Source organism: Amycolatopsis sp. DSM 110486 (genome assembly GCF_019468465.1).
GTDB lineage: Bacteria > Actinomycetota > Actinomycetes > Mycobacteriales > Pseudonocardiaceae > Amycolatopsis.
On the sequence record NZ_CP080519.1, the window covers coordinates 5,959,170 to 5,980,906 of the forward strand.

Genomic DNA, 21,737 nt, shown 5'->3' on the forward strand with positions numbered 1-21,737 from the left:
CCCGTGGTCGGCGACCCCGTGCGGGACCGTCCGGAATGGACAGGATGGGGGTGACCGTGGCACCGCCAGTGGCCCAGCCCGGCCGCCGGTTCCGCCACGGGGACCGCGGCCGACCGTCTACATCGGACACCCGGGAACGGCGAAGGCCCCGCACCCCTGGGGAGTGCGAGGCCTTCGACAGACCGGCAATCGCGTCAGAGGCCGAGCTCGTCCTCGAACTTGCCCTCTTCCAGACGCTGCTTGATCGTCGTGAGGAAGCGGCCGGCGTCGGCGCCGTCGACCAGGCGGTGGTCGTAGGTCAGCGGCAGGAACACCATCGAGCGGACGGCGATCGTGTCATTGCCCTCGGCGTCGGACACGACGACCGGGCGCTTCACGACGGCGCCGGTGCCGAGCATGCCGGACTGCGGCTGCACGATGATCGGCGTGTCGAACAGGGCGCCGTTGCTGCCGATGTTCGTGACGGTGAAGGTGCCACCGGTCAGCTCGTCCGGCTTGATGTGGTTGGCCCGGGCCCGCGCCGCCAGGTCGGCGATACGGTGCGCGAGACCGGCCAGGCTCAGCTCACCCGCGTCGTGGATCACGACCGACAGCAGGCCGCGGTCGGTGTCCACCGCGATGCCCAGGTGCACGGCGCCGTGGTAGGTGATCTCCTTCGTGTCCTCGTTGTAGGACGCGTTGACGTTCGGGTGCTGCTTGAGCGCCTCGACTGTGGCCTTCGCGAAGAACGGCAGGAACGTGAGGTTCACGCCCTCGCGCTCGCGGAAGGCCGCCTTCGCGCGCTGGCGCAGCTTGGCGATCTTCGTCACGTCCACCTCGTGCACCTGCGTGAGCTGCGCGGAAATCTGCAGCGACTCGCGGGTCTTGGTGGCCGTGATCTGCCGGATCCGGCTGGCCTTCTGCACCGTGCCGCGCAGGGCGGCGATGTCCGGCGAGACCGCGGCCGGAGCCGACGGGGCAGCCGCGGCCGGGGCCTGCGCGGCCGGGGCCGGGGCAGCAGCCGCGGGCGCCGGAGTGGCCGCCTTCTGCTTGGCCTCGGCCGCCGCGAGCACGTCCTGCTTGCGGATGCGGCCGCCGACACCGCTGCCGGTCAGCGTCGCCAGGTCGATGTCGTGCTCGGACGCGAGCTTGCGCACCAGCGGCGTGACGTACGGGCCGTCGGCCGAACCGTTGTCCTCGGCCTTGGCGGCCGGGGCAGCCGCGGCCGGAGCCGGAGCCGCCGGGACGGGCGCGGCAGGCGCCGGGGCAGGAGCGGGCTTGCTCTCCTGAACCGGGGCCGGAGCCGGGGCAGCCGGGGCCGGAGCGGCGGGCGCCGGGGCGGCGGCCGGAGCCGCACCCGCGGCACCGATCACCGCGAGAACCCCGCCGACCTCGACGGTCTCGTCCTCACCGGCGCGGATCTCGAGCACCGTGCCGGCGACCGGCGACGGGACCTCGGTGTCGACCTTGTCCGTGGAGATCTCGAGCAGCGGCTCGTCGACCTCGACCGGGTCGCCGACCTGCTTGAGCCAGCGGGTCACGGTGCCCTCGGTGACGCTCTCGCCCAGCTCGGGCAGCTTCACCTCGGTGCCCTGGCCACCCGACGCCGGCGCGGTGTCCGGGCGCGACGGGGCCTCGGCCTGAGGAGCCTGCGCGGCGGGCGCCGGCGTCGGCTCGGGCGCCGCCTGCGGTTCCGGAGCGGCTTCCTGCGCCGGCGCGGCGGGCGGCTCGGCAGCGGCGGGGACGCCGCCGGTGCCGTCGTCGATCACCGCGAGCTCGCCGCCGACCTCGACGGTCTCGTCCTCACCGGCGCTGATCTTCACCAGGGTGCCGGCCACGGGGGACGGGACCTCGGTGTCGACCTTGTCGGTGGAGATCTCGAGCAACGGCTCGTCGACCGCGACGGTGTCGCCTTCCTGCTTCAACCACCGGGTGACGGTGCCTTCTGTGACGCTCTCACCGAGCTCCGGCAACGTGACGGAGTAGGCCATCGTTCGCTGACTCCTCTTGATCTGTAAGTCGTGTCTTGGATTGTGCTGGTGAGACGTCAGCTGTGCACGTGCAGCGGCTTGCCCGCGAGGGCGAGGAACGCTTCACCGAGGGCCTCGGTCTGGGTGGGGTGCGCGTGGATGAGGGGGGCGACGTCCTCCGGGAACGCCTCCCAGTTGTAGACGAGCTGCGCTTCGCCGATCAGCTCGCCGACGCGGTCGCCCACCATGTGCACGCCGACGACCGGGCCGTCGGGCGCCTTGACCAGCTTCACGCCACCGGAGGTCTTGAGGATCTGGCTCTTGCCGTTGCCGCCGAGGTCGTAGGTGTAGGTGGTGACGTCGTTGCCGTACTTCTCCTTGGCCTGCGACTCGGTGAGCCCGACCGAGGCGACCTCGGGGTGCGAGTAGGTGACGCGCGGGATGCCCTTCTCGTCGATCACGCGCGGGGCGAGCCCGGCGATCTCCTCGGCGACGAAGATGCCCTGCTGGAAGCCGCGGTGGGCCAGCTGCAGTCCCGGCACGATATCGCCGACGGCGTAGACGTTCGGCAGGTTCGTGCGCAGGCGGTCGTCGGTGAGGACGAAACCGCGGTCGATCTGGACGCCGGCCTCCTCGTAGCCGTGGCCCGCGGAGTTCGGGCCGCGGCCGACGGCGACCAGCAGCAGGTCGGCGTCGATGGTCTCGCCGGACTCCAGCGAAACGCTCACGCCGTTGTCGTCCTGCTTCGCGCCGGTGAACCGCACGCCGGTCTTGAAGGCGATCTTGCGGCGGCGGAACGCGCGCTCGAGCTGCTTGGAGGCGAACTCGTCCTCGGCGGGCACCAGGCGCGGCAGAGCCTCGACCACGGTGACGTCGACGCCGAAGGAGGCCCAGACGCTCGCGAACTCCACGCCGATCACGCCGCCGCCGAGCACCACGACCTTCTTCGGCACCCAGTCGAGCGCGAGCGCCTGCTCGCTGGCGATGATCCGGCCGCCGAGCTCCAGGCCGGGCAGGGTCCGCGAGTACGAACCGGTGGCGAGGATGACGTTCTTGCCCGTGTAGCGGGTGCCCTCGACCTCGACGGTCGTGCCACCGACGAACGTGCCGGTGCCCTCGACCAGGTTGACCTTGTGGGCCTTGGCCAGACCCTGGAGGCCCTTGTACAGGCGGGCGACGACGCCGTCCTTGTACTTGTTGACCCCAGCGATGTCGATGCCTTCGAACACGGCCTTGACCCCGACCGACTCCGATTCGCGAGTTTCGTCGGCGACTTCGGCGGCGTGGAGCAGGGCCTTGGTCGGGATGCACCCACGGTGCAGGCAGGTCCCGCCCAGCTTGTCCTTCTCGATCAGCGTGACGGAAAGGCCCAGCTCGGCCGCGCGGAAAGCCGCGGCGTAGCCGCCCGATCCGCCTCCCAGGATCACAAGGTCGGCGGAGGTGTCGCTCACTTCAATAACTCCTCGGCAGCGGTGTAGGGGTGAAGCTCGGTTGTCGCGCAGCCCCGGTATAACCGCGCGCGCGACACCAGCCATCTTGTCACTACGCCGATCCGGCCGACCAACCCGGCCGTGCGACACCGACCACACCTGATCGTGGGAATAATGGAGTTCGTACTCCTGCAGGAAGAGAGGTGGTCGGAGTGGGGATCTTCGACTCGCTGCGTCGGCGAGGCCGAGGCGGCAGACGTCCGGGAACGATGCGCAAGGCCACCTCCGAAGACACCCGTCACCTGGAGGAATGGGCCGCGTCGCGGCGTGGCGTGGAGGCGTACGTCGAGCCCCGCACCACCGTGACGGAAGCCACTGTGGTCCTCATCGCCCACGACGGCGAGTGGACCCGCCGGCGCATCGGCAGCCTCCAGGCGGCACTGCACTTCGGCGAGAAGCGGTCGATTCCCGTGTACGAGGTGTCGCGGGTCGGCTACCCCAAGCGCATGCGTGAATACACGGAGCGGAAGAAGCGCGGCCAGGTCTAGCGGCAGGCTTCGAGCAGACCGAGGTGGTGTTCGAGCAGCGCGCGGAATGTCGGGTGCGCGGTACTGCCGAACGCGAGGTCGACCTCCACGGCGTGGCCGGTCGCGGTCAGCAGCACGAGTGCGGGGTCGGACACGATGACGACTCCGTTGTCGGCGCGGAGTTCGTGCGCGGGCAGCAGGCGCGGGAAGGTGACGTCGTCGGGGAGGCCGTTCGTTGTGCGGAGGAACTCGCGGTAGTCGGCGGGCAATGCCGTGGCGAGCCGGCGTTCGGCCTCTTGGAGGTCTCCTTCGGACGCCGGTGGCGGGGCCGTCTGGCCGCGTTCGCGCATGATCGCCGCGACGAGCTCCGGCCAGCTGTCCGGCTGCGTCGGGTAGCGCTCGCGCAGCGCGGCGACCAGGGCGCCGGCGCACTGGCCGGGCCACTCCGAGCCGAGGTCCAGCGGATCGGCGCCGGCGACGAGCCGTGAGGCCAGCGCGCGCGTCGCGGCCAGGGCGGCGACGTCCGGGGCCGGGTGCTGGGCAACGAGCTCCGCCCACGCCTCGAGGTCGCCCTCCGCCAGGGCCGTGCGCACGCGGTCGGGGCGGCCCGGGGCGAGTGCGGACACGACGCCCGCGACGGGGGAGCCGTCGAAGACACCGTCCAGATCGGACACCCGGCGGGTCAGGAAGGCTTGGTGCGCCGACTCTTCCGCGTCGAGATCGAGGGGGATGAGTTCGTCCGCCCACTGTGGACGGTTGCCGCGCGCCTCGAACAGCATCGCCCACGCGCGCGCCCGCACGGCGTCGTCGGCGAGCTGCGTGACCGGGCGGCCCGTGACCGCGCGCCAGTGCGTGACGAGCCGGTCGGCGTCGGCGCCCGCTGTGGCGAGCAGCAGAGCGGCGTGCCCGACGCGGCGGTCGAGGGTCGGCTCGTCGGAGGTGAGGACGTCGCGGATCGCGGCTTCGAGGTAGGCGTCACGGTCCATGGTCGCGAGGGTGCCACAAAAGAAGGCCCCCCACCGCGTGCGGTGAGGGGCCTGGCGTCGAGAACGGGTCAGCCGCGGTCGGCGATGTCGGCCAGAACGGCGGCGATGGTGCGGACGGGGACGCCCGTGCCGCCCTTGCCGGTGTAGCCCCAGGGGCCGCCGGTGTTGAAGGCGGGGCCCGCGACGTCGATGTGGGCCCACGGCAGGCCCTCGGCCACGAACTCCTTGAGGAACAGGCCGGCCGCGAGCATGCCGCCCCAGCGGTGGCCCGTGACGTTGGCCAGGTCGGCCAGGCGGGAGTCGAGGTCGGCGCGCAGCTCCTCGGGCAGCGGCATGGCCCAGCCACCCTCGCCGGTGGCCTGCATGATGCTCGCGACGCGGTCGCGGAACTCGTCGGAGCCCATCACGCCGGCGGTGCGGTTGCCGAGCGCCACCACCTGCGCGCCGGTGAGGGTGGCGGTCTCGATGAGGTAGTCGGGGTTCTCCTCGGCGGCGCGCACCATCGCGTCGGCCAGGACCAGACGGCCCTCGGCGTCGGTGTTGAGGACCTCGACGGTCTTGCCGCCGTACATGGTCAGGACGTCGCCCGGGCGGTAGGAGCTGCCCGAGGGCAGGTTCTCCGCCAGCGGGATGTGCGCGGTGACCTCGAGCGGGTACTTCAGCTTCGCGGCCAGCACGACCGACGCCAGCACCGCGGCGGCACCCGACATGTCCGAGGTCATGTGGTCCATGCCCGCGGCCGGCTTGATCGAGATGCCGCCCGAGTCGAACGTGATGCCCTTGCCGACCAGTGCCACGCGCTTGCTCGCCTTGGCCGGCTTCCAGCCCACGCGCAGCAGGCGCGGCGGACGCTCGGAACCGCCGCCGACGCCCAGGATGCCGCCGAAGCCCTTGCGCTTGAGCTGCTTCTCATCGAGCACCTCGAAGTCGAGGCCGTTGTCCTCGGCGAGCTTCTTCGCCCGGTCGGCGAACGAGGCCGGGAACAGGTCGTTGGGCGGGGTGTTGATCAGGTCGCGGGTGATGATCACCGACTCCGCGATGGCGTTGGCGGCCTTCAGCGTCGCCTTGTGCTCGCGCGCGGTGCCGTCCTCCGGGCTGACGAAGTCGGCCTTGGCCAGCGGGGCGTCGCCCTTCGCGGAGCGGTACTCGGTGAAGGTGTACGCGCCGAGCGCGGTGCCTTCGACGGCGGCCTGCAGGTCGAGCGCGGAGAGCGTGACGAACGCGCGCTCCGTGCCGGCCAGCGCCCGCGCGGCTGCACCGGCGGCGCGGCGGACCTGCTCGGCCGTCACGGCACCGTCGGTCGCCTTGCCCAGGCCCACGGCCAGCACGACGCCGGCGGCGAGCTTGCCCAGTGTGGGCAGCTTCACGACCTGCTCGGCCTTGCCGGTGGCGCCGAGCGTGGCGAGCACCTCGGCGAGTTTGCCGTCGAACGCGGCGTCGGCGACCGCGGCGCCCGCGGCGAGCACCGGGCCGTCCTCGCCCTGGAGGGTGCCGATCACCACCACGTCGGCGCGGGTCTTGGCGAGCGCCGCCTCGGTGTTCTCGGACAGGGCAAGCTTCGGCACGGTCACTTCTGGCTCCTCGCGCGTTCGCGGTGGTACCGGGCGACGTGCCCGGACGGATCGTGAGCCATGCTAATGACAAGCGCGGCCGGACGTCGGGAGGGGACCATCGTGCGACTCGGGGGCGGGCTCCTCGTGGTGCTGGCGGTGGGGGCCGCCGGGGCCGGCTACTGGGTGCTGGCGGGCGTCGTGCTCGCGGCGATCGCCGCCGGTGTCACGGCCCGGCTGCCCGAGCTCGGCGAAACGCAGGTCGAGCGCTGGACCGGCGGGATCACGCGGCTGGCACTGGTGGCCGTGCAGGCGATCGTGTTCGGCGCGTATGTCGTCCCGGCGCAACCCGCGTACGCGGCGGCCGGGCTCGTGGTCGTGGTCGCCGTGGCCGATTTCGCCGGCCTGCGGCTGCCCGCCACCTTGGTCCGCTGGCTCACGATCGTGCTGATCGCCGCCGCGGTGGTGCTGATCGTGCTGTGCGCCGTGGTGGCCCCGGTCGTGACGTCCTCGCCGATCGCCGCGCCGGACGTCGCCGGGGTCATCGTGGCGGCGGTGGTCACGCTGCCGTTCCTGCTGCCGGTCGCCGCGGACCGCGTCACCCTTCGCGCGCTGACGCTCGGCGGGCTCGCGGTGCTGGTCACTATCGTCGCGCTCGTGCAGCTCGGCCCGGACCGGCTCGGCCTTTCGGCCACGTCGATCCGCGACCTCCTCTACGCCGCCGACGCGGGTCAGCTGCAGCCGCTGCTCACCGTGGTCGTCGTGCTCGCGACGGTCCCCGCTGCCCTCACCACGTACACCGACGCCCGCGAGCGGTACGCGCCGGACAAGGGCTGGCTCGCCGCCGCGGGAGCCGTCGTCACGCTGGCCGCGGCGCTGTTCGCGACGCCGTACGCGGTGCTGGTCGTGGCCGGGCTCGGCACCGTACTGGAACTGGTGCTGCGGGCCCGCCGCTACCGTGACGCCCATGCCCGCGAGTGATCACCTCTGGGAGCCGGGGGAGACCGTCGTCGAACGGTTCCTGCGGCCCGACGGCAGCATCGGCCAGCACCACCCCTTGCGCGTGGTGTCCGACGACGGGCAGGTGCTGCTCGGCTGGCTCCCGATGGGCACGCCGATCGTCGGCAGCCGGCTCGCCGACGGCCGCACGATGGGCGAGGCCCCGCTGGAAGAGCGCTTCCGCGTGCCGCGCGTGCCGGTGCCCGACACGTGGCGCGGCACTTCGACGCTGCGGATGATTCCCGAGGGCCAGTGGTCCTCGGTGTGGTGGTTCTTCGAGCCGGACGGCACGTTCCGCGACTGGTACGTGAATCTCGAGATTCCGCTCGGACGCACCGCGAGCGGCCCGGACCGCATCGACGGCGTGCTCGACGTAGTGGTGACACCGGGTACCGGCTGGCGCTGGGACGACGAGGACGAGGCCGAAGAAGCACTCGCCGTCGGCAGGCTCACGGCCGAGCAGCTCGACCGGCTGCGCGCGGAGGGGGAGCGGATCGGGGCATTGGCCGACGCCGGCGCGTTCCCGTTCGACGGCACGCACACGGACTTCCGGCCGGACCTGTCGTGGCCCGCGCCGGAGCTGCCGGCCGCTCTGCTGTGACGCCCGGACCGTGGCTCAGGTCGCGGTGAGCAACAGGATCGCGGCGAGCACGACGTTCACCACGAGCAGGATGATCACCGACCGGGTCGGCAGGTCCCTCGCGAACACCTGGCCGTGGAGGCTGCGCCACCAGTAGACGCCGAAACCGCCCGCGGCGAGGCCGAGGACAGCGCCGAACCCGCTGCCCAGCAGCGCCCAGCCCACCATGCCGAGCAGGCCGACGCCGAACGTCAGCAGCACCGCGGTCGCGAAGATCTTCACGTCGAGGCCGACGCCCGGCTGTGCGGGTCGGCGTCCCTGGGAGGTCGCTGGGAAGCTCACCTGTCCATCGTAAGGGCATCCGCGTCTCACGCACCGAACGTGCGGGTGTGCGGCGCGTGAAACAGGCGGTCTTCCGACTAACGCGCTTCCGACCAAGCGCTAAAGTTGGGCCATGACGACAGCGACGCACTTCTCCCGAGTCCCGCACCCGAACCCCGCGACTCCCGAGCGCGTCGCCGAAGTACTCGACAAGCCCGGGTTCGGTCTGTACTTCACCGACCACATGGTCACGGTGCGCTGGAGCGAGGAGCGCGGCTGGCACGACGCCAAGGTCGGGCCGTACGAACCGTTCTCCCTCGACCCGGCCACGTCGGTGCTGCACTACGGGCAGGCGATCTTCGAAGGCCTCAAGGCCTACCGCCAGGCCGACGGCACGGTCGCCGCGTTCCGGCCCGAGGCCAACGCCGAGCGCTTCCAGGCCTCGGCCGAGCGCCTCGCGATGCCGCAGCTGCCCGTGGACGTCTTCCTCGAGTCGCTGCGCGAGCTGATCGCGGTCGACGAGCGCTGGGTGCCGACCCGCAAGGGCGACTCGCTGTACCTGCGGCCGTTCATGATCTCCACCTCGACCGGGCTAGGCGTGAACAAGCCGGCCACCGAGTACCTGTACACGCTCATCGCCTCGCCCGCCGGCTCGTACTTCGCCGGTGGCGTGAAGCCGGTCAGCGTGTGGCTGTCCACGGAGTACGTGCGGGCGGCGCCGGGCGGCACCGGCGCGGCGAAGTGCGCCGGCAACTACGCGGCGTCGTTCGTCGCGCAGGCGCAGGCCGTGGAACAGGGCTGCGACCAGGTGGTGTGGCTCGACGCCGTGGAGCGCCGCTGGGTCGAGGAGATGGGCGGGATGAACCTGTTCTTCGTCTTCGGCTCGGGCTCCGACGCCCGCGTGGTCACGCCGGAGCTGTCCGGCTCGCTGCTGCCGGGCATCACGCGCAAGTCGTTGCTGCAGCTGGCCGAGACGGCGGGTCACCGCGTCGAGGAGCGCCGGATCTCCACCGACGAGTGGGAGAAGGCCGCCGCCTCCGGCGAGCTGACCGAGGTCTTCGCCTGCGGCACCGCGGCGGTGATCACGCCCGTCGGGCACGTGAAGCACGCCGGCGGCGAGTTCACGATCGGCGACGGGCAGCCGGGTCCGATCACCATGAAGCTGCGGGAGGAACTGGTCGGCATGCAGGAAGGCGACCTGGCTTTCCCGGACGGCTGGATGCGTCCGCTGATCTGATCCACTGTGGACACGAAAGGGCCGCCCGGGTTCGTCCCGGGCGGCCCTTTTCGTTGACTGGCTTCAGGAAGCCGGCACCGGCGTGAGCGGGCCGGACACCCCGGACTGCTCGTGCGTGGTCATCTCCGCGAGCACGCGCGCGGCCATCATCAGCAGCGGCAGCGCGGTGACGGCGCCGGTGCCCTCGCCGAGGCGGACGTCGAGGTCGAGCAGCGCGCCGAGGTCGAGGTGCTCCAGCGCGAGGGCGTGGGCGGGCTCGCCGGTGAGCTGGCCGGACATCCACCAGCGGCGCGCACCGGGCGCGAGCTCCTCGGCCACCATCGCCGCCGCGCAGACGACGAGACTGTCGAGGACGACCGGGGTACGGCGGACGGCCGCCTGGGCCAGGAAACCTGCCATGGCGGCGATGTCGGCGCCGCTGGAGGTGCGCAGCAGGGCCAGCGGGTCGGCGAGGACCACGCGGGCGCGGCGCAGCGCGTCGCGCACGGCGGTGGCTTTGCGCATCCACGCGTTGTCGTCGATGCCCGAACCGCGCCCGACCACGGCCACGGGCTCGGTGCCGGTGAGCGCGGCGACCAGCACGGACGCCGGGGTGCTGTTGCCGATGCCCAGGTCGCCCGCGATGAGGAGGTCGGCGCCGCCGTCCACCTCGGCGTCGGCGACCTTGATGCCGGCCAGCACGGCTGCGCGCACCTCGTCGTCGGTGAGGGCGTCCTCGACGTCGATCGAGCCGGAGCCGCGCCGGACCTTGTACTCGCCGATGGAGCGCATGGCCGACTCTTCGGTGTCCACGGCCATGTCGACCACGCGCACGCTGGCGCCGGCCGCGGCGGCGAGCACGTTGATGGCCGCGCCGCCGGTCAGCATCGTGCCGACGAGCTGCGACGTGACCTCCGCCGGATACGCGGACACGCCCTTCTTCGCGATGCCGTGGTCGCCGGCGAACACCACGACCCGGGGCCGCGTGAACGGCCGCGGCGGCGCCTGGCCCTGGCACGACGAGATCCACACGCCGAGCTCCTCGAGCCGCCCCAGCGACCCCGCGGGCTTCACGAGCTTGCCGTGCAGGGCGATCGCCGCCGACCGGGCCTGGTCGCTGGGTGGTTCGATCTCGCCGAACTCGATGCTGGTGTCCGCGTCCACGCCAGGCCTTTCTCTCGCGGGAGTCCTCACGGGTCAACCTACCGGCCGCCGGAGAAAAAACTTCCGCGACCGTGTCGAACCGCGGCGGTACCGTTCGACGCGTCTTCGAGAGCCGCCCAGCGTGGGCGGAACCGGACGGAGGGGAGCCCCCGATGGGCAGGATCGTCAACGCCACGTTCATGACGCTCGACGGCGACATCACCAACATGGCCGCCTGGCACTGGGACTACTTCAGTGAGGAGGCCACCGCCGCCGCGCAGGCCCAGCTCGACCGCAGCGACGCGCTCATCATGGGCCGCAAGACCTACGACGGGTTCTCCGCCGCGTGGCCACAGCGGGGCGGCACCGACCTGTTCGCCGACCGGATGAACTCGATCGACAAGTACGTCGTCTCCTCGTCGCTGACCGATCCCCAGTGGACGAACAGCCACGTGCTCGGCGGTGCCGGTGGCGACGCCGTGGCCGCGGTGCGCGAGGTCAAGGAGCGCACCGACCGCGACATCCTGCAGTACGGCTTCGGCGACGTCACGCGGCTGCTGCTGGCCAACGGCCTGCTCGACGAGCTGCGCGTGTGGCTGCACCCCGTGATCTCCGGTGCGGCCAAGCCCGACGAGCTGCTTTACCGCGACACCGCGAAGGCGAACTTCACGTTCAACGGCAGCGAAGTGTTCGGCAACGGGATGGTGATCCTCAGCTACACCCCGGCGAACGCGGCCCAGTAGGGTCGCCGACCGTGGAGACGACAGCGGCAGGGGTCGTGCTGGCCAGCGGCGCCGGCACGAGGGTCGGCGCGGCGCTCAACAAGGTGTACCTGCCGATGGCGGGCCGCCGCGTCGTGGCGTGGTCGCTGGCGGCGTTCGCCGCGGTGCCCGAGGTCGGCGTGCTGGTGCTCGTGATCCGCGAGCAGGACACCGAGCTGGCCGACGAGGTGCTGGCCGCGCACCCGGGGAAGGTCGAGGTCGTCACCGGCGGTGCGACGCGGCAAGGGTCCGAGCTGAATGCCCTGCGCCACCTCGCCCCGCGCATCGAGTCGGGCGCCGTCGACGCCGTGCTGATCCACGACGCCGCCCGCCCGCTTGCGACTCCGGCGCTGATCGGCGACGTCCTCGCCAGGACCCGCGAGTTCGGCGGCGCCGTGCCGGGGCTGGCCGCCGACGACGTGGTCTCGATGGCCGCCGACGGTTCGGTCGCCGCGCCGCTGCCGGGCGCGATCCGCGTGCAGACGCCGCAGGGCTTCCGCGCCGCGCCGCTGCTGGCGGCCTACGAACAGGCCGAAACCGAGGGCTTCCTGGGCACGGACACGGCTTCGTGCATGGAACGGTTCTCCGCGCTGCCGGTGCACTGGGTGCCCGGCGGCGCGGAGAACCTGAAGATCACCTACCCGCACGACCTCGCGGTGGCCGAGCGGTTGCTCTCCCGCTGAGCGGACGCCTGGCCCGTGCCCGCTCAGCGGCGGAGATCACAGCGCCGGGCTGCGGGTCAGTGTCGCGTCGCGCTCGACGACGGACTCGAGAGCCTCGTCGATCGCCGTCATCAGGTCCTCGTCCAGCTTCACGCCGGCGGCCTTGACGTTCTCGTGCACCTGCTCCGGGCGGGAGGCGCCGATGATCGCCGAGGCGACGTTCGGGTTCTGCAGGACCCACGCCACGGCCAGCTGCGCCATGGTCAGCCCGGCCTGCGCGGCCAGCGGCTCCAGCTTGGCGACCGCGGTCAGCGTCTCGTCGTTGAGGAAACGCTTGACCATGTTCGCGCCGCCGTTCTCGTCGGTCGCGCGCGAACCCTCCGGCAGGGGCTGGCCCGCCTTGTACTTTCCGGTGAGCACGCCCTGCGCGATCGGCGACCAGACGATCTGGCTCAGCCCCTCGCGCTCGGACGCCGGCACGACCTGCGACTCGATGACGCGCCACAGCATCGAGTACTGCGGCTGGTTGGAGATGAACGGCACCTTCAGCTCACGCGCGAGCGCCGCGCCCTGCGTGATCTGGTCGGCCGACCACTCCGAGACGCCCACGTAGAGCACCTTGCCCTGGCGGACCAGGTCGGAGAAGGCGAGCATCGTCTCTTCCAGCGGGGTGCCGTGGTCGAAGCGGTGCGCCTGGTAGAGGTCGAGGTAGTCGGTGCCGAGCCGCTGCAGGGACGCGGTGGCCGACTCCATGATGTGCTTGCGCGAGAGGCCCTTGTCGTTCTGGCCCTTCGGCCCGGTGGGCCAGAACACCTTCGTGAAGATCTCGAGGCTCTCTCGGCGCTGGCCCTTCAGGCCCCGCCCGAGCACGGACTCCGCCGCCGTGTTGGCGTACACGTCGGCCGTGTCGAAGGTCGTGATGCCGGCGTCGAGCGCCGCCTTGATGCAGGCCTGGGCCTGCTCCTCTTCGACCTGGGACCCGTGGGTGAGCCAGTTGCCGTAGGAGATCTCACTGATGTTGAGGCCGCTGCGGCCGAGTCGTCGAAACTCCATGCCGCTCAGCCTAGGCGGAGGTTGTTCGCCTTGCTAACGAACCTCCCCGATCGGGCAGTGGTGGTGCTCACGGGTGGTCGGCCCCGCCGTTCAAGGTGCGTTCACAGCGCTCACCGGGTACTCGCCGGCAGATAGCCGGATACGACAACGGCCGCCTCACCTGCGAAGGTGTGGCGGCCGTCACGAAAGCGCTCAGCCGGGGATCGGGTCGCCCGGGCGCAGGCGCGGCTTCGGGACCCGCAGCTTGCGGATCTGGCTCGCGCGCACGAAGGCGTACCAGCCGACGCCGCGGGTGGGCTCCTTCGGGAACCGCTCGCGGGCCAGGCGGGAGATCTTGCGGCCGTTGACCACGCCCTCGATGGCCATGACCAGCAGCATCGCCATGCAGATGAGGGTGATGTACTGCTGCGCCGCGGGCACCGGGATCAGCAGCGCGAGGAACACGAGGATCGCGAGCGGCATGAACAGGCCCAGGATGTTGCGGCGGGAGTCCACGAGGTCGCGCACATACGCCTTGACCGGGCCGCGGTCGCGCACGGGCAGGTACTTGTCGTCACCCGACATCATGCGTTCGCGGCGCTCTTTGGCGGCAGCCCGGCGGTCGTCCTTGCTGACCGGGTTCTCCTTGCGGAGCTGCTTGTTGCGCTTCATCGCCTCGCGCATGCTGGTGGGCGGCGGGGCGACCGGTCCACGCTTGCGCCCTTCCGCTTCCCGCCGCGACGGTGTCGCCCGGCCTTTGCCCGGCGTATACGCCTTCCCGGTGGTCGACGCGGGGTCGACGACGTCGGCGTCGACGTCGTCGGCGGGGGTCTTGGTGGTGCTTCGGCGCAGGAACCTCACCTCACCAGGGTATTGCAGGCGTCACGACGATGTTCGGCAGGTCGTGCGATGTGCGACGATGGAGGGGGAACAGATCGGGTACCCGGAGAGTTGAACTTTTTCGGACGACAAGTACCCGCAGTGAGTTCGACCTAGAGGGAGTGCCATGACGACCGCTGAGCAGACCGGTGCGGCGCAGGCCGAGACCGCCGAGGAGACCCACGGCGTGACCTTGACCGACGCCGCGGCGGTCAAGGCGAAGGCCCTGCTCGAGCAGGAGGGCCGCGACGACATGCACCTGCGCATCGCCGTCCAGCCCGGTGGCTGCGCGGGTCTGCGCTACCAGCTGTTCTTCGACGAGCGCGAGCTCGACGGTGACCTCTTCCGCGACTTCGACGGTCTGCGCGTGGCGGTCGACCGGATGAGCGCTCCGTACGTGTCCGAGGCTGTGATCGACTTCGTCGACTCGATCGAGAAGCAGGGCTTCACGATCGACAACCCGAACGCGACCGGCTCGTGCGCGTGCGGTGACAGCTTCCACTGAGCCGCGCGCTCGGTCAGCAAGCACAGATCAGTCAGCAAGCAGAGACACGAAGAAGGGCCCCAGCCGACTCGGCCGGGGCCCTTCTTCGTGCTCGAAGGCGGGGTGCCGGGGCCTCAGACGTAGGCGTCGAGGTCGGCGACCTGCGCGTGGCAGGCGTCGTCGACCTGCCACGGCCGCGCGGCCCGCGGGTGCGGCATCCGGTCGGTCGTGAGTCCCTCGCTGCGGAGCGCGGACGGGATGTGGGCGCAGTCGGCGATGAGCTCGCCGAGGTCTTCCGGTTCAGTGGCCGTGTTCACTTCCGTAACGCTATTGATCCTTCAGCGACTGGGAAAGCGGTACCAGCCGGTAGTGTCGGCCGAGGCGCGGGAACTACCCGGACGGGTCATGACCTGCGGGTAACCACGCCAGAGTCGCACGCACACGACAGCCAGAGGAGAACCGGTGGCAGACAAGGCCAGGATCGCCGTGTCCGGCAGCATCGCAACCGATCACCTGATGCACTTCCCCGGCAGGTTCGCCGAGCAGCTCGTGAAGGAACAGCTCCACCGGGTGTCCCTGAGCTTCCTGGCCGACGACCTCGTCGTCCGCCGCGGCGGCATCGGCGCCAACATCGCGTTCGGCCTCGGCGTGCTGGGCGTGAACCCCGTGCTCGTGGGTGCCGTGGGCTCCGACTGGGCCGATTACGCGTCGTGGCTGGAGCGCCATGGCGTGGACACCTCCGGGGTGCTGGTGTCCGAGGTCGCGCACACCGCGCGGTTCGTGTGCACCACCGACGAGGACCTGTGCCAGATCGCGACGTTCTACGCCGGCGCCATGGCCGAGTCGCGCAACATCGAGCTCAAGCCCATCGCCGACCGCACCGGCGAGCTGAGCCTCGTGCTGATCAGCCCGGACGACCCCGAGGGCATGGTCCGCCACGCGCAGGAGTGCCGCCAGCGCGGCTACACCTTCGCCGTCGACCCCTCGCAGCAGCTGGCCCGCATGGACGGCGCCCAGGTGCGCGACTTCATCGCGGGCGCCAAGTATCTGTTCAGCAACGACTACGAGTGGGAGCTGCTGCTCCAGAAGTCGGGCTGGACCGAGGCCGACGTGCTGGAGCGCGTGGGCATGCGCATCACGACGCTGGGCGAGAAGGGCGTGGAGATCATCGGCCGCGACGGCCTCGCCCTGCAGATCGGCGCCGTCCCGGAGCGCGGCAAGGCCGATCCGACGGGCGTCGGCGACGGCTTCCGCGCCGGCTTCCTCGCCGCGCTCGAAGGCGGCCTGGAGCTGGAGCGCGCCGCGCAGCTCGGCTCGCTCATCGCCGTGCTGGTCCTGGAGACCGTCGGCACGCAGGAGTGGATCTTCGACCGCACCGACGCCCTGGCCCGCCTCGGCGACGCGTTCGGCCCGGAAGCGGCGGACGAGATCGCCACGGTGCTGCCCGCCGCCTGACGTCCCGCGCAACACGAGAGTGGCCGCCCCCGGATGCGCAGGGCGGCCACTCTCGTATCAGCGGGTCCGCACCAACCGGTTCACACGCCGTAGTACCTCAGGTCGACCCGCAACGAGTGCAGCGTGCCGTCCGAGCCGGCCGTGGTCAGAATCACTTTCCGAAAAGTTTCAGGTGAAGCACGCTGCCGGACGAGGATCTCGCCGCCAAGCTGTTCAAGCTGCGTCGAAATCCCCGTTCGGATCTGGCGGAAACCGCGTCAGAGCTTCACCGGGTAGGCCGGTTCCGGAATCTCCGGCTTGATGCGGTGCTCGACGAAGATGCCGTGCCACAGCATGAACACCAGCAGCGCCCAGATCTGGCGGCTGCGGTCGAGCTGGCCGGCCTTGTGCTCCTCCAGCAGGCGCAGCACGGCGGGCTTGTCGAGCAGCTCGTCGGTCTTCGAGTCGTTGATGATGCCGCGCGCCCAGTCGTACATCTCGTTGCGCAGCCACAGGCGGATCGGCACGGGGAAGCCGAGCTTGCGTCGGTTGAGCACGTGGGCGGGGATGATCTTCGCGAGTGCCTGGCGCAGCGCGTACTTCGTGGTGCCGTGCGCGAGTTTCTGGTCCAGGGGAATGGAAGCGGCGACCTTGAACACCTCGGCGTCGAGGAACGGCACGCGCAGCTCCAGCGAGTTGGCCATGGTGACCTTGTCGGCCTTCACGAGGATGTCGCCGCGCAGCCAGGTGAACAGGTCCACGTGCTGCATGCGCGCCACCGGGTCCCAGCCGCGCGAGATGTCGTACCAGGGCGCAGTGACGTCCTTGAAGCCCACGCCGTCCTGATAGGTCCGCAGCACGTTGCGCAACTGGTCGTCACGGAAGTTGCGGGCGTTGCCGTAGTAACGGTCCTCCAGCGGCAGCGCGCCGCGGCGCAGCAAGTCTTTGCCCCGCGTGCCTTCCGGGATCTTCGTGGACACCTTGCCGATGAGCTTGCGCACACCGCCGGGCACCTTTTCGAACGGTGCCAGCGAAATCGGCTCGTTGTAGATCGTGTAGCCGCCGAACAGCTCGTCGGCGCCCTCGCCGGACAGCACGGCCTTCACGTGCTTGCGCGCCTCGCGGGCGATGAACCACAGCGGCACCAGCGCCGGGTCGGCCACCGGGTCGTCGAGGTACCAGACGATGAGCGGCAGCGCCTCCATCATCTCGTCGGCGGAAACCGTGCGCACCACGTGCTTCACGCCGATCGCCGCGGCCGACTCGGCGGCCACGTCCACTTCGGAGTAACCCTCGCGCTCGAACCCGGTGGTGAACGCGATGAGGTTCGGGTTGTGCTCCTTCGCCAGCGTCGCGGTGGCCGTGGAGTCGATGCCGCCGGACAGGAACGCGCCGACCGTCACGTCCGGGTCGGAGATCATGTGCTTGCCCACCGAGTCGCGCATCACATTCGCGATGCGCTCGTACAGCGCTTCGGCCTCACCGGCGCCGTTCACCGGCTTCGCCGCGAACTGCGGGTGGAAGTAGCGGGTGAACTCGACCTGCCCGCCCGGCACCACACGGAACGAGGTGCCCGACTCGACGCGGCGCACCGCCGTGTGCAGCGACTCGGGCTCCGGCACGTACTGCAGCACCAGGTAGTGCTGCAGGGCCTTGCGGTCCAGCTCCTGGGCCACGCCGAGCGTGTCGGTGAGCTCCAGCAGGCTCTTCTTCTCGCTGGAGAACGCGACGCCGCCGGGGCCGGCGGCGTAGAACAGCGGCTTGATGCCGAACGGGTCCCGCGCGCCGAACACGACCTTCTCGGCGGAGTCCCAGATCATGAAGGCGAACATGCCGCGCAGCTTCTTCACTGCGTCGGCGCCCAGGTAGTGGTAAGCCGCGACGATCGCTTCGCCGTCGCCCTCGGTTTCGAACTTCGCGCCGAACTTTTCAGCCAGCTCTTCGCGCAGCTCACGGTAGTTGTAGATCTCGCCGTTGAAGTTCATGGTGTAGCGGCCCGGCGCCTCCGGCGGACCCCAGTGCAGCGGCTGGTGGGCGTGGTCGACGTCGATGAACGCCAGCCGGTTGAAGCCGTAGACGACCTCGCCGTCGGCCCAGGTGTCCTGCTCGTCGGGGCCGCGGTGGCGCTGGCAGCGCATCGCCGCGCCCACTGCTTCACGGGCGTTCGCCGCGTCGGTCTCGGTACCGCAGATCAGTCCAAGCAGGCCGCACACGCGTACTCACACACCTCAGGGTCTTCGCCGGTCCGGGGAAGGGCCCAGTATGCCGCGAACCGTGCACCGCGGACCGCATCGGGTGGACGCGCGCGCGTTGTGGTCACCCCTTGGACAGCGGGAACCGTGAACTCGGCTAGGCTCCGCCTGTCACGAAGATCGGTCGAGGAGGCTCTGGGTGAAAGGGCGAGGCGCAGTGGGAAAACCAGTGCACACCCACAGGGGTAAGCGAGTCGGCCGCGTTGCTGCGCTCGCCGCGCTGGTGGCGCTGACCGCGACGGGCTGCTCCGGGGACGAGATCCTCCGATTCGGCTGGCCGGTCGGGGTCACCCCGCAGGCCGAGGAGATGCAGAACCTCTGGACGTGGACGGTCGTCGCGGCGCTCGCCGTCGGTGTCATCGTGTGGGCCCTGATCTTCTGGACCGCGACGTTCCACCGCAAGAAGAAGAACTCCGCGGTCGAGGGTCCCGACGACCTCCCGCGGCAGTTCCAGTACAACATTCCGCTCGAGATCTTCACGGTCGTCGTCCCGACGATCATGGTCTGCGTCCTGTTCTTCTTCACGGCGACGACCGAGAGCAACGTCCTCGACAAGAAGCCCGACCCGGACGTGACCGTCGACGTGGTGGCCTTCCAGTGGAACTGGGAGTTCAAGTACGACGACGCGAACGCGAAGCGCCCGGACGGCACCCAGGTGAGCACCGTCGGCTCGTCCGGCGAGATCCCGCTGCTCGTGCTCCCCACGAACAAGACGATCGAGTACCGCTTGCGGTCCACCGACGTCATCCACTCGTTCTGGGTCCCGGAGTTCCACTTCAAGCGCGACGTGTTCCCGGACCCCGAGAAGAACAATCAGGACAGCTCGTTCCAGAACTCGATCGACCGCGAAGGCTCCTTCGTCGGCCGGTGCGCGGAACTCTGCGGCACGTACCACTCGGTGATGAACTTCGAGGTCCGCGCGCTCTCGCCGGACAAGTACGACCAGTACATCAAGCTGCGCACGGAAACGAACCCGAAGACGGGCCTGCCGAACACGGCTTCCGAGGCGCTGACGGCGATGAACTGCGGCGTGCTGTGCACCCCGCACTCGGTGACCACGCAGCCGTTCAACACCGACCGCACCGCGCGCACCGCGTCCAACTGACCGGTTCCGGCGAACCAGAGGAGTAGGGGAGAAAGTCCCATGAAGGTCGAAGCCCGGATTTTCTACATGGTGGCGGCGTTCGCCGTCGTCATGGCCGTCATCTACTGGGTCATGACCGCCCTCTACGCGACCGACCAGAAGGCCGAGCCCGTCGGCATCGTCTCGCTCTTCCTGACCGGTGGTCTCGCGTTCCTCGCGGGCAGCTACATGCAGTTCGTGTCCCGCCGGATCGAACCGCGCCCCGAGGACCGCGAGGACGCCGAGATCAGCGACGGTGCGGGCGAGCTCGGCTTCTTCAGCCCGGGCAGCTACTGGCCGATCGCCATGGCGGCCTCGGCCGCGCTGGGTGGTCTCGCGCTCGCGTTCTTCCACATCTGGCTGCTGGTCATGGCGCTCGTCGCCCTGCTCATCGCCGTGGGCGGGCTGGTGTTCGAGTACCACACGGGTCCGAACCACGAGTGACGTTTTCCCCGGTCGTTCGCGACCGGGACCTGCCGCCGCGCTGGGGTGCCAGCGCGGCGGCGAGCACCGCCAGCATTCCCAGGCCCTCCGGCCACGACAGCCGGTGGCCGAACGCCAGCACGTCCACCACCACCGCGACCACCGGGTACAGGTAGGACAGCAGCGCCACCGTCGTGGTGGGCAGCTTGCCGATGCTCGCGTACATCAGCACGTACATCACCGCTGTGTGCACGGTGCCGAGCAGCACCAGCCACAGCAGCCCCGGAACCGAGTGCGGTAACGGCGTGAACGCCAGCGCCGGGGCCAGCAGCACCGTCCCCACCGCCAACTGCACCGCCGCGAGCAGGTGCGGGCGCACGTGGGTGAGCTGCTTCGCCACGAACGACGTGCCGGCGTAGAGCACCGCCGCGCCCAGCGCGAGCGCGATCCCCGCGAACCGCACCGGTTGCCCGTCGTCGCCGTGGGCCGAGAGGGAGATCACCACCACGCCGGCGAACGCGACGCCCGCCCGGGCCAGGTGCGTCTTCGCGACTTTTTCACCCAGGAACGCCGCCGCCAGACCCACCAGGATGAGCGGCTGCGTGTGGTAGACGACGGTGCTCACGCCGATCGACGACAGCGTGTACGACGTGAACAGCAGCACCCAGTTGGCCACCAGCAGCACTCCGCCGAGCGCGGCCAGCAGCAGGTCGCGCAAGGACGGTCGCCAGCTGCGCAGATAACCGCGCGCGAGGCACCACACCACGAGCAGGACACCGCCGACGAGACAGCGGGCGAACGCGACGGCGGGCGCGGCGGCACCGCTTTCCAGCACTACCGCGCCGATCGTGCCCGACAGGGCCATGGCAGCCGACCACTGCAGGACCGGGCGGGTTTCGGGGTTCTTCATGCGTCACAGATTCGGCCCGCGAGGCCCGCGCGAACAGTGTCAGAGATGACAACGACCGCAAAACTTGTGACACGCTGGGGTGCGTGGATGTGCAACGGGTCGCGGTGGTGCTGGCCGACCGGGTCTCACCGTTCGAGCTGGGCGTCGCGTGCGAGGTGTTCGGCACCGACCGCAGTTCGGACGGAATCGAGGGCTGGGAGTTCGGCGTGTGCTCGCCGAAGGGGTCCGAAAACCACACAGTGGACACCTGGTCCGGTTTCGGGCTCACGGGACTGTCCGGATTGGACTTCGCCGCGACGGCCGATCTGCTGATCGTGCCGACGTGCGAACCGCGCACGGTGGCGCCGCCGGAACCGGTTCTTGATGTCCTCCGTGACGCCCGGGAGCGCGGCGCGTGGGTCGCCGGGTTCTGCGCCGGCGTGTTCTCCCTCGGCTACGCGGGCCTGCTCGACGGCCGCCGCTGCACCGTGCACTGGGTGTACGAACAGGACTTCCGCCGGCTCTTCCCGAAGGCTCTCGTGGACCCGCAGGCGCTGTACGCGGACGATGACGGCGTGTCGACGAGCGCGGGCACCGTCGCGGCCGTGGACCTGTGCCTGCACCTCGTGCGGCGGCTGCGCGGCGTCGCGGCGGCCACCACGCTCGCGCGGCGGATGGTCGCGGCCCCGCACCGCGCGGGCGGGCAGGCGCAGTTCGTCGAGGCACCGCTGCCCGCCACCGCCTCGCCGGACGACGCCGTGGTCGCCGAGGCGCTGGAGTGGGTGGAACGGCGGCTGGACCGGCCGTTCACGGTCGCGGAGCTCGCGCGCCGCAGCGGGCTGGGGGAGCGGACGTTCCTGCGCCGGTTCTCCGCCGCGACGGGCACCACGCCGCACCGCTGGCTCACCGAACGCCGGCTCGACCGCGCGCAGGCGCTACTGGAGGAGGGCCGGCTGTCTGTCGAGGACATCGCGACGGCCTGTGGCTACGCCTCAGCGGCCGCGCTGCGCCACCAGTTCACGCGCCTGCGGGCAACCACCCCGAGCGCCTACCGTGCGGCCTTCCAGGGCTCCTAAGCCGCTTTTCTCCCCGGCACC

Annotated in this window: 22 protein-coding genes; 11 read left to right on the forward strand and 11 right to left on the reverse strand. The window is 70.7% G+C overall.

Annotated features, from left to right (window positions below):
• Positions 1-194: 194 nt before the first annotated feature.
• The gene (gene sucB / locus K1T34_RS28950) at positions 195-1,970 is read right to left on the reverse strand and encodes a 2-oxoglutarate dehydrogenase, E2 component, dihydrolipoamide succinyltransferase (RefSeq protein ID WP_220237926.1); all 1,776 of its coding nucleotides are present in this window, start codon (positions 1,968-1,970) and stop codon (positions 195-197) included.
• A 56-nt stretch (positions 1,971-2,026) separates the two neighbouring features.
• Positions 2,027-3,400 (reverse strand): dihydrolipoyl dehydrogenase, encoded by a 1,374-nt coding sequence (gene lpdA / locus K1T34_RS28955; RefSeq protein ID WP_220237927.1) that lies wholly within the window; start codon positions 3,398-3,400, stop codon positions 2,027-2,029.
• 182 nt (positions 3,401-3,582) lie between these two features.
• Between lpdA and K1T34_RS28960 the strand changes: the two genes are divergently transcribed.
• Positions 3,583-3,927, forward strand: a complete 345-nt coding sequence (locus K1T34_RS28960; RefSeq protein WP_220237928.1) for an oxidoreductase — start codon at positions 3,583-3,585, stop codon at positions 3,925-3,927.
• Here K1T34_RS28960 and K1T34_RS28965 read toward each other — a convergent pair.
• Both K1T34_RS28965 and K1T34_RS28970 read right to left on the reverse strand, forming a co-directional pair.
• On the reverse strand, positions 3,924-4,892 hold the full coding sequence (locus K1T34_RS28965) for an SMI1/KNR4 family protein (protein ID WP_220237929.1): 969 nt from the start codon (positions 4,890-4,892) through the stop codon (positions 3,924-3,926). The two genes, K1T34_RS28960 and K1T34_RS28965, sit on opposite strands and share 4 nt — an antisense overlap.
• A gap of 68 nt (positions 4,893-4,960) precedes the next feature.
• Complete coding sequence (locus K1T34_RS28970; RefSeq protein ID WP_220237930.1) at positions 4,961-6,463, reverse strand: leucyl aminopeptidase; 1,503 nt, start codon at positions 6,461-6,463, stop codon at positions 4,961-4,963.
• Between the two features lie 102 nt (positions 6,464-6,565).
• Here K1T34_RS28970 and K1T34_RS28975 point away from each other — a divergent pair, with 102 nt between their 5' ends.
• Together K1T34_RS28975 and K1T34_RS28980 are read left to right on the forward strand one after the other, a co-directional pair.
• Entirely contained in the window at positions 6,566-7,423 is an 858-nt protein-coding gene (locus K1T34_RS28975; RefSeq protein ID WP_220237931.1) for a sulfatase, read from the forward strand.
• Entirely contained in the window at positions 7,410-8,042 is a 633-nt protein-coding gene (locus K1T34_RS28980; protein ID WP_220237932.1) for a DUF402 domain-containing protein, read from the forward strand. The genes K1T34_RS28975 and K1T34_RS28980 overlap by 14 nt, the downstream gene beginning before the upstream one ends.
• Positions 8,043-8,057: 15 nt before the next feature.
• Here the strand turns inward: K1T34_RS28980 and K1T34_RS28985 are convergent, their stop codons facing one another.
• Positions 8,058-8,363: a SoxR reducing system RseC family protein gene (locus tag K1T34_RS28985; RefSeq protein ID WP_220237933.1), complete on the reverse strand. Its 306-nt coding sequence runs from the start codon at positions 8,361-8,363 to the stop codon at positions 8,058-8,060.
• A gap of 112 nt (positions 8,364-8,475) precedes the next feature.
• On the opposite strand from K1T34_RS28985, the gene K1T34_RS28990 reads away from it, so the two are divergent.
• Positions 8,476-9,579 carry a branched-chain amino acid aminotransferase gene (locus K1T34_RS28990; protein ID WP_220237934.1) on the forward strand — a complete coding sequence of 368 codons (1,104 nt, stop codon included), beginning with the start codon at positions 8,476-8,478 and terminating at the stop codon, positions 9,577-9,579.
• A gap of 63 nt (positions 9,580-9,642) precedes the next feature.
• On the opposite strand, the gene cobT is transcribed toward K1T34_RS28990, so the two are convergent.
• On the reverse strand, positions 9,643-10,722 hold the full coding sequence (cobT, locus tag K1T34_RS28995; RefSeq protein ID WP_220237935.1) for a nicotinate-nucleotide--dimethylbenzimidazole phosphoribosyltransferase: 1,080 nt from the start codon (positions 10,720-10,722) through the stop codon (positions 9,643-9,645).
• 152 nt (positions 10,723-10,874) lie between these two features.
• On the opposite strand from cobT, the gene K1T34_RS29000 reads away from it, so the two are divergent.
• The gene (locus tag K1T34_RS29000) at positions 10,875-11,444 is read left to right on the forward strand and encodes a dihydrofolate reductase family protein (protein WP_220237936.1); all 570 of its coding nucleotides are present in this window, start codon (positions 10,875-10,877) and stop codon (positions 11,442-11,444) included.
• 11 nt (positions 11,445-11,455) lie between these two features.
• Complete coding sequence (locus tag K1T34_RS29005; protein WP_220237937.1) at positions 11,456-12,145, forward strand: 2-C-methyl-D-erythritol 4-phosphate cytidylyltransferase; 690 nt, start codon at positions 11,456-11,458, stop codon at positions 12,143-12,145.
• Between the two features lie 36 nt (positions 12,146-12,181).
• Here K1T34_RS29005 and K1T34_RS29010 read toward each other — a convergent pair whose 3' ends face one another.
• The gene (locus tag K1T34_RS29010) at positions 12,182-13,177 is read right to left on the reverse strand and encodes an aldo/keto reductase family protein (RefSeq protein ID WP_220237938.1); all 996 of its coding nucleotides are present in this window, start codon (positions 13,175-13,177) and stop codon (positions 12,182-12,184) included.
• 192 nt (positions 13,178-13,369) lie between these two features.
• Positions 13,370-14,017, reverse strand: coding sequence for a DUF3043 domain-containing protein (locus K1T34_RS29015; RefSeq protein WP_220237939.1), 648 nt, complete (start codon positions 14,015-14,017; stop codon positions 13,370-13,372).
• A 145-nt stretch (positions 14,018-14,162) separates the two neighbouring features.
• On the opposite strand from K1T34_RS29015, the gene K1T34_RS29020 reads away from it, so the two are divergent.
• On the forward strand, positions 14,163-14,540 hold the full coding sequence (locus K1T34_RS29020; protein WP_220237940.1) for an iron-sulfur cluster assembly accessory protein: 378 nt from the start codon (positions 14,163-14,165) through the stop codon (positions 14,538-14,540).
• A 113-nt stretch (positions 14,541-14,653) separates the two neighbouring features.
• On the opposite strand, the gene K1T34_RS29025 is transcribed toward K1T34_RS29020, so the two are convergent.
• The gene (locus tag K1T34_RS29025; RefSeq protein WP_220237941.1) at positions 14,654-14,836 is read right to left on the reverse strand and encodes a hypothetical protein; all 183 of its coding nucleotides are present in this window, start codon (positions 14,834-14,836) and stop codon (positions 14,654-14,656) included.
• A gap of 145 nt (positions 14,837-14,981) precedes the next feature.
• Here K1T34_RS29025 and K1T34_RS29030 point away from each other — a divergent pair, with 145 nt between their 5' ends.
• Positions 14,982-15,974, forward strand: coding sequence for a carbohydrate kinase family protein (locus K1T34_RS29030; RefSeq protein WP_220237942.1), 993 nt, complete (start codon positions 14,982-14,984; stop codon positions 15,972-15,974).
• 257 nt (positions 15,975-16,231) lie between these two features.
• Here K1T34_RS29030 and asnB read toward each other — a convergent pair whose 3' ends face one another.
• On the reverse strand, positions 16,232-18,166 hold the full coding sequence (gene asnB, locus K1T34_RS29035) for an asparagine synthase (glutamine-hydrolyzing) (protein WP_220237943.1): 1,935 nt from the start codon (positions 18,164-18,166) through the stop codon (positions 16,232-16,234).
• A gap of 196 nt (positions 18,167-18,362) precedes the next feature.
• Here asnB and coxB point away from each other — a divergent pair, with 196 nt between their 5' ends.
• Positions 18,363-19,310, forward strand: a complete 948-nt coding sequence (coxB, locus tag K1T34_RS29040; protein ID WP_220237944.1) for a cytochrome c oxidase subunit II — start codon at positions 18,363-18,365, stop codon at positions 19,308-19,310.
• A gap of 39 nt (positions 19,311-19,349) precedes the next feature.
• Positions 19,350-19,772, forward strand: coding sequence for a cytochrome c oxidase subunit 4 (locus K1T34_RS29045; RefSeq protein WP_220237945.1), 423 nt, complete (start codon positions 19,350-19,352; stop codon positions 19,770-19,772).
• Here K1T34_RS29045 and K1T34_RS29050 read toward each other — a convergent pair.
• Positions 19,717-20,661: a DMT family transporter gene (locus tag K1T34_RS29050; protein WP_220237946.1), complete on the reverse strand. Its 945-nt coding sequence runs from the start codon at positions 20,659-20,661 to the stop codon at positions 19,717-19,719. The two genes, K1T34_RS29045 and K1T34_RS29050, sit on opposite strands and share 56 nt — an antisense overlap.
• Before the next feature lie 83 nt (positions 20,662-20,744).
• On the opposite strand from K1T34_RS29050, the gene K1T34_RS29055 reads away from it, so the two are divergent.
• A complete protein-coding gene (locus tag K1T34_RS29055; RefSeq protein WP_220237947.1) occupies positions 20,745-21,716 on the forward strand; it encodes a GlxA family transcriptional regulator in 972 nt (323 codons plus the stop codon).
• Positions 21,717-21,737 lie beyond the last annotated feature (21 nt).